This is a genomic window from Bradyrhizobium sp. Leaf396, from assembly GCF_001424605.1.
Lineage (GTDB): Bacteria > Pseudomonadota > Alphaproteobacteria > Rhizobiales > Xanthobacteraceae > Bradyrhizobium > Bradyrhizobium japonicum_C.
Genome location: NZ_LMQJ01000013.1, coordinates 116,809 through 128,578, shown reverse-complemented (window position 1 = coordinate 128,578; position 11,770 = coordinate 116,809). Strand labels below are relative to the sequence as shown.

7 protein-coding genes and 1 pseudogene are annotated in these 11,770 nt (G+C 66.1%); all 8 read right to left on the bottom strand.

The window, feature by feature from the left end; translation table 11 throughout:
* Nucleotides 1-99 precede the first annotated feature (99 nt).
* Nucleotides 100-816 (bottom strand): annotated as a pseudogene (locus tag ASG57_RS15685) (ArdC family protein); the annotation flags it as partial.
* Nucleotides 817-1,111: 295 nt separating this feature from the next.
* Nucleotides 1,112-1,699 carry a hypothetical protein gene (locus ASG57_RS15680; protein WP_036029591.1) on the bottom strand — a complete coding sequence of 196 codons (588 nt, stop codon included), beginning with the start codon at nt 1,697-1,699 and terminating at the stop codon, nt 1,112-1,114.
* Between the two features lie 398 nt (nt 1,700-2,097).
* Nucleotides 2,098-2,511 carry a hypothetical protein gene (locus ASG57_RS15675; RefSeq protein WP_057196775.1) on the bottom strand — a complete coding sequence of 138 codons (414 nt, stop codon included), beginning with the start codon at nt 2,509-2,511 and terminating at the stop codon, nt 2,098-2,100.
* Complete coding sequence (locus ASG57_RS15670; protein ID WP_057196774.1) at nt 2,508-3,398, bottom strand: DUF7007 domain-containing protein; 891 nt, start codon at nt 3,396-3,398, stop codon at nt 2,508-2,510. The genes ASG57_RS15675 and ASG57_RS15670 overlap by 4 nt, the downstream gene beginning before the upstream one ends.
* On the bottom strand, nt 3,395-3,871 hold the full coding sequence (locus ASG57_RS15665; RefSeq protein ID WP_057196773.1) for a UCP036055 family protein: 477 nt from the start codon (nt 3,869-3,871) through the stop codon (nt 3,395-3,397). Before ASG57_RS15665 ends, ASG57_RS15670 begins: the two co-directional genes overlap by 4 nt.
* Nucleotides 3,872-3,963: 92 nt before the next feature.
* Entirely contained in the window at nt 3,964-5,649 is a 1,686-nt protein-coding gene (locus tag ASG57_RS15660) for a ParB/RepB/Spo0J family partition protein (protein ID WP_057196772.1), read from the bottom strand.
* A gap of 246 nt (nt 5,650-5,895) precedes the next feature.
* A complete protein-coding gene (locus tag ASG57_RS15655; protein ID WP_057196771.1) occupies nt 5,896-10,998 on the bottom strand; it encodes a helicase-like domain-containing protein in 5,103 nt (1,700 codons plus the stop codon).
* 165 nt (nt 10,999-11,163) lie between these two features.
* Nucleotides 11,164-11,769: a DUF1419 domain-containing protein gene (locus tag ASG57_RS15650; RefSeq protein ID WP_057196770.1), complete on the bottom strand. Its 606-nt coding sequence runs from the start codon at nt 11,767-11,769 to the stop codon at nt 11,164-11,166.
* Between the last annotated feature and the right edge of the window lies 1 nt (nt 11,770).

The window sequence follows — 11,770 nt, the reverse complement described above, 5'->3', positions numbered from 1 at the left end:
CGAGCTCACCACAAGTGGGGACAAGACCTACCGCCTCCGTCAGTCCTGTTGCATCGACGTAAGCAAGACGCTGAGAGTCGGTGCAGACTGTCAAGATAAGGCAATCAACTCTTCGCGCGCGCGTTCGCTCCGATCCTTGCTGTAACGGCTGAGATCGCGATTAACGCGGTGAGCGGGAGCGGTCCAGTGCACGGTCTCATGGGCTCTGACGGCGACATAGGAGGCGGTGTCGCGAAAACTTTCGATCGTCGGCATCTGAATGTGATCGGACGAGGGCGCGTAAAACGCCAGCGAGCCACCATGCCGAACAATCGCGCCGGTATTGGCAAAGAAAGCGTCGGCGCTCGCGTTACGCTCGATCGTTGATGCGACAGCGGCCGGCCGACCGTAATAATGCTCGGGCAAGCCATCGATTTGATCGACGCAAAACACGGTATAGGCCTTCAGGAAGGGGATATCCCTTTCGACTTCGTCGCCGTGAGCGTCGGTCTCTGTCTTGGTGAAGCGGCTCGCATAACCCACGGTGCTGCCGGTCTCGCCCTTACGGACGTGCGCGCCGAGTTCGCTGGCTTGCTTGAACGTCATCCAGATCGGAGAGCTGAAGCCGCGCGCGACGGCTTCTGACCAAAGCAGCACGACATTGATGCCCGTATAGGGCTGGCCGTTGTGTCGCAGCGGTCGCGTGATGTGGCCTGCCATATTCGCGGTGGCCCAAGGTTGAACCCAGGGGCGCACGCCGCGTTCGAGCTCCGCGACAATGCGGTCCGTGATGCGGGCGTACAGGTCGCCTCGCGTCTTTTCTCCGTTCCTGTTCATTTTAATGACTCCGTTCGGGAGGCCGCGCCCATCGCGGCTCCTCACGGGGGCCGCCAACGCCGGGCCCAAGGTCCGCGCACCCGCAGGGCCGAAGCAGCGCGAAGGACGGCAAAGCCGTTGCGCGGGCATAGGGTCCGGCGCAGGACCACGGACCGGGAGGAGTCGACGATGGCACGCAGCGCGGGCAGGCGCCCTTTGTTGCAGCGGCGGCACGAAAAAAGGGCCGGTTCCTCCAGACCGGCCCGCGAGGTGGCTGCAGTGGAAGAGGCGCGGGGCCGAGGCCCCGCGCTGACAGTTAGTCGAACGCCGACATCTGAGCTTTCGCCGCCTTCCGGCCGACGGTGTCGGTCGTGTTGTCGACAGGACGTTCGAAAGGCTTCCAGGTCTCGCCGACCACTTTTTCATAGGCAGCGACGGCGCCCTCGGCGGCCATGCGAAGGGCGTGAGACTGAACGCCCATGTCGGCGGCGAATTCACGCTTGCGCTGTGCCTGGCTATCGAAGCCGACCGGACCATCGAGGTCCTCATCGCGGCCGTCGTTGGCGAGCTTGGCGGTCGCATCTCGCGCTTCGGTAACTGCGCGGGTGTAGAACTGGCCGGCGCCGTGCGCGGAGCCGACATAAGCGCCGACGATCCTTTGAAGGTGAATCTGCATTGCGCGTTCACTCAGGCCGTCCTTGAGCGCGTCCGCAGTTTCGATGATGAGCCGCTCATGCAGATCACGGATGCCGTCACTGTCCAGGATCGCAAGGCCGAAGCTTTCAGAGATGCGCTGTGCCTGTGCCGAGTCGGGGCAGGCGAGCCGGACCATTTCGAGAGTCGTGCCCTTGCGAAGCGGGATGACGCGGGCGCTGGCGCGAGAGGAACGAGCAGGTTTGGTCATTGGTGAATTCCTTATCTGGTTTCGCCGTCGGTTCGAGCCGGCCCCTGCCGGACCTCCCTTCGGGTGCGGTCGCCGAGCGCCGCCGGGATGAGGGCCGCTTCAAGGTCCGGGGACCGCCAGGCGAGCGAGGTCCGGCTGCGGACAAGCAGGGTCCAGCTTGCTGGGGCCCTGCGCCGGACGCGGCTGGGCCTTGCCGAGATCGGCGGTCTCCGGTCGCTTGCGACTTGGCCTTGAAGCGGACCGCCGGGGGCGCAGACCGCAGCAAACCCGAGGGGAGAGCCGACAGGGTCCAGGCCGGATTGGCGAAACCTTGGAAAGGTTCGAGCCAGCAGATCGCCAGCTTCGCGCCGTGCTCGAGTTATCCGCCTGAGCGGACCGCAAGGTCGGCTTCGGCTCGGCTAGGCCGCAGCACCATGGCGCTTGCCCGGACGACAGTCGGCGGAGCTGCGACATTCGTCCTTGCGATGTGCGCGCTCCGGGTCGTCATGAGCGGGTCGAAACTCCGGCGCGCATCGGGCCCGCAGCGTCTCGATCGCGACATCCTGCCGGGCGAGCTTGCGCGACAGCGCGTCGATCTCCGGCTGGCGCTCTGCGGTGATCGCCGCAAGGTTCGAACGATAGCGTTCGAGGAAAGCGCTGGGGTCGGGCGGCTTGCCGCCACGGTATGCGGACCGCTTGCGGCCAAGCTGCGGAATCAGCGCCGTCATGCGGCGGATGATCTGCCGGTCGATCATGTCGAGCTGGCGCTGCGTCTGGCGCCGTGCCTCTTCCATGCGCGAAAGCTGGGCGAGACGTTCGGAGGAAGCCTTCATGGCGGCGTCCTTCCCTGCCAACCGATGAAGCTCGACGGGCCGGAATAGACCGGGTGGCGGGTCTCATCGACGACAAAGCCGAAGCGGCCAATCCGGTACTCGTCGGACGGGATGAGGAAACGTCGCTCCTCCGTCCCCGCGCCGCGTCTGCCGCCCGGTGTGGCGACGACTTCAACAAAGCCCGGCTGCTGATCGGACGTGATCGCCGACACGACGATCCAATTATCGGTGTGCTCCTTCTCGAAAGCGCGCCGATCCTTCTCACGGGATTCGCCGGGCTGCAGCACGATCCCGAAGATCACCTCCCACGCATCGGGCCAGCTATCCTTGATCGTGCGCTCGGCGCAGCGCCGCTCGTAGCCGGTGAAGAGATGCGGGAAGGTGATCGCCACGATCGCCCAGGCCTCGTCTTCCTCGTACCAGCCGCCCGGCGCGCGCAGTACAGGGTCGACCTTGCGGTTGCGCTCGGCCGAGAGATGGAAGCCGCCGTGGCCCGCCGTCGAATGGCAGACAACGCCTTCCGCATAGACGGTTGCACCCTGCGACGGACCCCATGGCGTGTTCGCATTCGAGCCGATGTCGCGACGGCCGAGCGCACGCTTCTCGCGCTGATGCTCGGCGTTCTCCGCGACCTTTGTCCGAAAGGCCGCCTCGTCGGCGAGCTCGCCGGAATGGCCGTAGAAGTCAGAGCGCTTCCATTCGGCAATCGGCCGGTTGATGCGCCAGCCGGTCGCAAGATAATGGCGGTCGTCGCGTCCCGGCAGCATGGCGAAGGCTGTGTCGCCGACGCGAGCGACGAGATGGCCGTCGCCGCTGCGGCCGAACTCGACCTCGGGAAATTCAGAATTCGAATCCGGCTCGGTGGTGAGCGGTGAGGGCGTAGTCATACGGCCGTCCTCCCCTCCATGACGTCGGCTGCCCGCGAATCGGCGGTCACCTCGTCGAGAACCGCATCCGGATAGCCGTGGCTCTGCAGCCAGCATTCCGCGTCGGCGCGGCTGCTGCCGAGATAGACGAGTTCGGCGTCCTCGCCGGGTCGGTTGAGCACGCGGACCGCACCGATCCTCGGGCGTTCGGTTACGACGAACCTCAGGTCGCTGTCGACCGAGAAGCTCCGGTGGACGCGAAGCACCACAACGCCGCCGCCGCCACAGTCGCCGGCGTGCAGTGTGATAGTGGCGGCGATGATGGTGTTGCCGACGCGGTGTTCTGCCTGCTTGCGGATCAGCCTGCCGCCGCTGTTGCGGTGTTCCCAGGCCGCGAGCTTCTTGCGGTGCCGCTCCGGCGGCCGCGGCGTGCCGTCGGAAAACCGGATGATCGCTCCGAGCGGGACGAGGTCGTAGATCAACTGCGCGGACATGGACGTTCTCCTGTTCATGGGTGTTGGAAACGAAGCCGCCGCCGGCTGGGCCGGCGGCGGGGGTGTCATTCGGATTGTCGATGGCGTGCGGGCTATTCAGCCGCCTCACGGAACGCTTCGTCACCTAAGGCTTCGCCGTCGTCCTCGTCGCCAGCGTCCGGCTCCTCGACCTCGTCGTCGGCCTCATCGGCGGCCGCGACGGCGTTCTTCGCCAGCCAGGCCAGCAAGTTGACCTTGTCCGGAGCGAACAGCGCTGCCGGATGGACAAGGCGGCCTTCCTTGAAGTGCTCGACCAAAGCGGCGCGGGTGTCCTTCACCTTCTGGCGCGGGAGAACCGAGGTGTCCTTGCACGAGCCTTCGAGCGCGGCGCGCGACAGGCACGACAGGAAGTCGTCGGTGCCCATGTTCGGCAAGAAGTTGTCCGCGCCGACCACCTCGCCGGCGACGCGCGCAACGATGCCGCTGTCGGTGCGGTTTTCCCGGCACGAGAGAACCTCAATGAGGACCGAGCGCGCAGCGACGCGCAGCGTGTCCATGTCGAGGACGAGCTTGCCATCCTGATCGAACAGCGTTGCGGCATGGCGCGCAATGCGCCGGTTGCCGTAATAGGTGCCGCCGCTACCGGAATCGACCGAGACGTTCTGGCCCGCGAACGCGAGGATCAGCAGCGCCATCAGCGCATCGTCCTCGACGGGCGCGCGTGCCAGCGCCTCATGGAGGGCGTCCGTTCGGAAGTCGCCGATGATCTCGACGCCCTTGCGCGTCACGTCGGGACGCGGCTTCGAGACCGCTGTGCTCTCATCGGCAGCGTCAGTGCCGGCCGCCGCGCCCTTGTCCTTCGACTTCTTCGCCGCAGGCATGCGGTAATGCACGCTCTGCACACGGCCGTCACGGTCGAGATACATCGCCGTGCAATCCGACTTCGACGGCTTGCCGTAGACGCGCTCCGCCTTCGGCGGCAGCTTGACCTCGCCCCAGTTCGTCGTCTCGGCGATGATGCCGCGCTTCGGCAAGTTGTTCGTCATCCACTCCTGCTGCGCGCCCAGGAACGCTTCGACATCTGTGGTGTAGCGGCTATCCTCGTCCGCCGGCGCGAACAGGTCCTCGATCCACTGGATGCCGTAGGCCTGGGCGAGGTCGTCACCGAAGCTGGCGTGACGAGCGTACATGCGGACCTTGGTCAGGGCCTGCGCCACGCTCCCCCACGACACCTGCGGATCCGCCTTGGAGGGCTTGTGCTTCTTCCAAACCTCCTTCTGCTCATCGTGCGACGCCGAGGCAATGGTGCGGAGCTGGCGCTCGTCGGGCATGTCGCCCTTGGCCATGTGATCGAGCATGATCGGCAGCACGTTGGCGAGCAGGCGGAGCTTCCTGATCTGCCGGACGGGCAGGGTCAATGCGACGCCGATTGCCTCTTCGGTCCAGCCGAGAGCGACGAGACGTTCGATCGCACGCCACTGGTCGACGGGATTGAGTGCTTCGCGCGCGATGTTCTCGATCATCGAGCGCATGGCACCGTTGTCGTTCGCCGCCTCATCGACGAGGACGTCGATCTCCTCGAGGCCGGCGGCGATCGCCTGCTTCACGCGGCGATGACCGGCATTGATGACATAGCCGTTGCCGCCGCCGGTCTGGGGCGTGATGACGGGTGGCTGGACTATGCCGACGGCCTTGATCGTCGCGAGCAGTAGGGCGTCGGCCTGCGGCGTCGACTTCGTCTGGCGCATGCGATCGGGATTTTCGTTCAGCGCACGCGGATCAATCTTGATGAGTTGCATAGGATTTTTCCTGTTCGGGTTCGCGGACCGCGCCTTGCCGGCCCTTCCTCGTCTTCTTCCCGAAGACACCCCCCGGCCCGCGGAGCGGTCGGGCCGGCACAATCGCGGCCGAGCATCCCTGCCAGGCCGGACAAGCAGGGCTAACAGCTCTGCGAAGGACGACGGGCTGGGATCGCGCAGGCGGCGGTTGAGCGTCAGCGTTGCCGGCCTGACCGCTCTGCGAGAGGGTTTTCCCTTCCTCCCTCATCATGCTGCGATTGCGCTCCCGCCCGTGCCCTCCACATCCGTCGCAAGGGCTTGCTCGACATCAGCCAACTGCCGGCGCTTCTCGGCAAGATCGGCTGCGAATGCGAATTCGCCGTCCTCGCGCGACCGGTACGAGGCGAGCCGGCGACGTGCGTCGGCGAGACGCTGGCGATAGCGCTCCCGCTCGCCCTCAAAATCGTCGAGCGCGTGCTCAAGGCGCGAGATCGCACCGAGCGGCGTCACCGTGACCGGCAACTCGATCTCATGCCCGGCGCCGGTGCGGATCAGCGAGGTGCTGTAGCGATAGCCGTCACGGCCGTAACGCTCGCCGGAGTACGCGAGATCGAACCCGCCGATCCAGGCGATGATGGTGTCGCCCTCCTGCTGGAGCTGGACGAGGGTCAGGATTTCCTTCATCAGCGCGCGGCCGGCCTCCTTGCGCTCGACATAGCGCTTGCCGGCCACGGTCGCGGCGAAGGCGTCGCCGGCCGTCGGAACAAGGCGCTCGATATCCTTGCCGACCTCCGCGATTCGGCTCGTGCAGAACGCGATGTCGCGCTCCGCGTCGCGGATCTGCCGACGGACGGCGTGCTGGTCGTCGATATGGGCCGCGCGCAGACGCTCGAGCCGGGCGATGTCGGCTTCGAGCCCGGCCTTTAGCATCAGCCGCTGGTCGCCGCTCGCGATCGCCTTGGCCATCGCGAACTGGTTGGCCTGGCCTTCGCCAAGGTCGTCGAGCCGACGGATCGACGTGTCGCCGGAGAGCGCCGCGGCGATGAAGCGAGCCTTGCGCTCGTTATTCTGCCACATGCTCGCGTCGAGCGAGCCCTCGGTCGCATAGGCGAAGATGTCGATGACGTCGTGCTGGTTGCCCTGGCGCTCGATCCGGCCCTCGCGCTGCGCGATCTGCGACGGCAGCCACGGGACGTCGAGGTGATGGAGCGCCTTCAGCCTGAGCTGTGCGTTGACACCGGTGCCCATCGTGTCGGAGGAGCCGATCAGGAAGCGGACCTTGCCGGCGCGCACATCGCCGAACAGGCGCTGCTTGGCCTCGGACTTCTTGAAGTCCTGCATGAAGGCGATCTCGGACGGGGGCACGCCCATGCGAATGAGCTCGTCTCTGATCCAGCGATAGGCCGAGAAGCCGCGCGTCTTCTCGACGCTGATCGTTCCGAGGTCGGAGAAGATCATCTGCGCGGCGCCCGGCAGCTCGTACGGCTTGCCGTCGGCGCGCACGTAAGTGTTGTCAGACGTCTCCTTCCAGATGCGGAAGGCGTTGCCGACGAGAAGATTCAGCTTGTTGTTCGGCTCGTTATCGCTGTCCGGATCAACCAGACGCAGGTCGATCGCCGCATGCCGCCCATCGGTGATGACCGAGAGCAAAATGTCGTCACCCGGCTCCGGCGGCCGGTCGCGCGTCTCGATCGCCTTGATCCGCGCGTCGAGCAGGACCTGGTAGCGCTTGAACGCCGGTGTCGGTTTTGCCGTCAGGATCTGGCGCTTGCCCGTCGAGATCGCCGGGACCTTCACGTACTGCCGCAGGTCCTCCGGCATCACCACGTCAGCGAAGGACCGGAACATGGCGATCAATTCAGGAACGTTCACGAACGTGGCGAAGCGTGTGACCGGCTTGTATCTGCCGGACGGCTGGAGCTCGAGCTCCGTCGAGACGTCGCCGAAAGTCGAGGCCCAGGCGTCGAACTCGTGGAGTTTGCGATCCAGGAGTGCGCCGTATCCGAGATAGCGCTGCACCGAGAACATCTCGCCAAGCGTGTTGGTGATCGGCGTGCCGGAGGCGAGCACCAGCGCCCGCCCAGGGTTCTTGGTCTCGACGAAGCGCGATTTCACATAGAGGTCCCAGGCGCGCTGCGAGCCGTTGGGATCGACTCCCTTCAACGTCGACATATTGGTCACGAAGGATAGTTTGCGGAACTCCTGCGCCTCGTCGACGATGATCTGGTCGACGCCGATCTCGGAGATGGTCAGGAGATCGTCCTTGCGGGTGGCGAGGGATTCGAGCCGTTCCTGCAATCCCTCCTTCAGCCGCTCAAGCCGCTTGCGCGAGACGCGGTCGTCGCTTTCGACCTTGGTCAGGAGCTGCTCGTAGAGTTCGAGCTCGTCGTGGATCATCCGCTGCTCGAACGCGGACGGCACGCCGATGAAGCGGAAGGCCGAATGGGTGATGATGATCGCGTCCCACGTCGCGGTCGCGGCGCGCGACAGGAAGCGGTGCCGCTTGTCCTTGGTGAAGTTGGTCTCATCGGCGACGAGGATGCGGGCACCGGGATAGAGCGCCAGGAACTCGCGCGCCGCCTGCGCCAGGCAGTGCCCCGGAACGACAAGCATGGCCTTGGCGATCAGCCCGAGCCGGCGCTGCTCCATGATCGCGGCCGCCATCGTCATCGTCTTGCCGGCGCCGACGGCGTGGGCAAGATAGGCCGTTCCCGAGGCGATGATGCGCCAGATGCCGCGCTTCTGATGTTCGTAGAGCACGAAGGCGCCCGAGGCGCCCGGCAATTTCAGATGCGATCCGTCGAAGGCGCGCGGCACGATGTTGTTGAAGCGGTCATTGTAGACCCGCGCCAGCCGGTCGGTCCGATCCGGATCGGACCAGATCCAATTCTGAAAGGCGGTCTTGATCTTCGAGAGCTTCTCCTTCGCCGCCTCGGTGTCGACGACGTTGAGGACCCGACGTTCGCTGTCGCCGTCTTTGATGGTGTCGAAGATCTGCGGGACGGAGGAGTTGAGCGCATCAGAGAGAAGCTGGCCGGCGTGCCGCCGTTCCGTGCCCCATTCCGACGTGCCAGCAGCCATCCAGCCGAGCTGCCGGGCCTCCACGGTCCACGACGCCAGTTCCGGCATGTGGTGAATCCTGATCTCCGCGCCCATCGTTTCCTTAACGAAGGCCACGATATCTGCGGCGGGAATCCACGGCGCGCCAAGGCGCGCGGTGATGTCCGAGGGTCGGAGGTCGGCAGGCTGCACCTCCTGCAGCGCCCTGACGTTGCGCTCATAGGCCGGATCGAGCGCTGCCGCGGCCTCCGCCGCCGCAAGCTTCGACCGGACCGCGCCGGACAGATAGGCGTCCGCCGTCTGCCACGAGCCGTCGGCCGGATCGCGGAAGATGGCGCCGCCGAGGTCGGCGATGACGTGGTCCGCGTCGCGGTGCACGAGCTCCGCGATATGGCCGGGATCGACATGGCCGCGCTCGTTGAGTACGACGGCTAGCGCATCGGCGGCGCTGGTGATGACGGGCGGCGCCGGCGGAGCGATCACCCGCTCGGTGAAGATCGGACCCGGCTTCGCCGTGTCGGACTCGAGGTCGTAATCTTCGATGGAGGCCACCAGCCAGCAATCCGGATCGTCCAGGAATGGCTGGAGATTCGGCCTACGGTGCGTTTCGCGGACCTCACCGGTCTCGTCGTCCTCGGCCGTCGACACGATGGTCGTGTTGATCGGCCCGAAGGTGCGCACGAAGTTCGACCACACGATGCGCAGCCTGACCTGCGCGTCCTTCCACGGCCGGTCGAGCTCCTGACATTTCAGCACCTCGCGGACCGCGTCGCGGATCGGGATCAGCTTCTGGATGATCCGAGCGTGCTTTTCCGGAATGCCATCGGCGCCGCGGCCCTTGCGCACTGAGACAGCAACCGGCTTCCCGTCGAGGATCTGCATCAAGCCATGCCGGCTATCGAGCAGATAGCTGCCCTCGCGCGCCATGAGGCTCGCCGGGCTCTCCGACTTCGCTGACGCGGGCTCGTGCTCGCCGTCAGAGACGATCACCTCCGGTTCGCCGTCATAGATTGCGACCGGAAGGAGGCCAATCGCGTCGTCCAGCGCGGTCGTGAGATCCTCGCCGTCACTCGGCACACAGGTGTAGGTCTCGCCAAACGGGCCGGAGGTCAGCGCGTGCGCGCCGAGCACAAGGTGGCGATGGCACGCGAACCAGCGGTTGACGCGAATTGGGCCCTCGTCCTCGGTCGCCGGGCGCACCTCGTCGAGCTCGAGCCACGAGAGGTCGCCTTCGGGCTCACCCTGCTTGCGCCGCCGGAAGAACAGGATGTCGACCACGACGTCGGTGCCGGCATCGGCGCGGAAGCTACCTTCAGGCAGGCGAATGGCACCGAGGAGATCAGCGTGCTTCGCGATCAGCGCGCGCGCCGAGCCATCCGCCTTGTCCATCGTGCCGTGCGATGTGACGAAGGCGGCGAGCCCGCCCGGCTTCAGAAGCTTGATCGCCTTGACGATGAAATAGTCGTGGAGCCGCAGACCGAGCGAGCGCAGCGCGCGGTCCGAGCGGACGGTGCGATCGGAGAAGGGCGGATTGCCGATCACGAGATCGAATCGTGCCGGCAGCTCGGTGCGCGCGAAATCGCCGGTGACGATCCGCGCCCGGGGCTGCAACAGCCGCGCGATGCGCGCTGTGACGGGATCGAGCTCGACGCCGGTGACGTGGGAGACCTCGCGCAGATCCGGCGGCATCAGCGCCGGAAACAGGGCGGTGCCGATGCCGGGCTCGAGCACGCGGCCGCCGCGCCAGCCGAAGCGCAGCAAACCCGCCCACATCGCCTGGACGATGAACTCCGGCGTGAAATGGGCATACTGCGTACAGCGCGCCAGCGAAGCGTAGTCAGCCTCATCGACCGCATCCTGCAGATTGGCCCCGATCTCGTCCCAGTCCTTCGCGAATTCGGCTTCGCCCGGTCGGCGGAAAACGCCATTGGCGAGCTCTGAGGCGCCGAAGCCGGTAAAGCGGATCAGTTGCCGCTGCTCCTCGTTCGTCGCGGGGCGCTCCTCGGCCTCGATCTGTGCGGCTAGCCGAACTGCGGCAATGCTGTCGCGGGCGCGCTGTTTCCAGCCCTTTGCGAGGCCGCGTTCGCCGGAAAGATAGAAACTGTCGCCGCACTTGCGGGGACCGTCCTCGGAGCGCCGCGCCGATTCGATCGCCGGCCTTACCGAAGCCGGCGTCGACGGCGGCGGATCATCCCCATGGTCGTCAGCGCCGCCGAAACCGGCGGCGAAGGCTGTGACGCCGAGGCCGAGGCTGGAGGAAAGGGCGGTATTGCCGAAGAGGTCGAGGGTGAATGGATCGTCATGCGCCATGGGAAATGTCCTCCAGTTGGGCGCGCGCCACCGTCCGCCGGCGCGGGCTGCGACGGACGGCACGGCGTTGCGGGAGTTGATGAGCGGGCCGGCGCCAGGCCGGGTGCTGAAATGCGATGCCCGGCGCGAGGCCGGGCTGCCGCGGGGCGGGGAGGGGAGGTCAGGCTAAGCCGCGACCGTCGCCGGCAGATGGCGGAACTGCACCGGCAACTTGGCCGCGATCTCTGCCTCGGTGAGGTCATCGAGCAGCTTCAGGACCGTGCCGCTCTGGCCGGTATAGACGAGTACGGTGCGGCGGCCGCGCATGGCAAGCGGCCAGCGCTCGCCGGCATAGCCGCGATAATCGTCATGCGTGCTCGACCAGATGTGCTCGAGCCGCTCGTCGCGCGTCATCGCGCGCACGGGCCGTGACTCGCGCTCGATGATCGCCGCCTTCATCCGCTCTGGCGACAGCCGATCGGAAAGATCGCAATAGCCATGGAACCAGCGCCGCCTTCCGTCGATGGCAAGCGCGAAGAAGATGCTGGTGACGCTGCCCGTCATGAATTCGCGCATCGCGAACATGTCGGCGCGCATGAACAGCGGTGGCAGGATCTCGAGCATGTAGTCGTGCTCGCGCTCGTTGACCTCAAACCACTCTCCAGCGAAGAGATGCTGGCCTACACCTTCGGCCATCGCGGGGTCACCACGATGGCGGTTGAATAAGCGGTGCATCTCGTGGCGCGTCGCAACGCCCTCGAAGACTTTGCGGATGCTGGGGGAGGTGTGCATG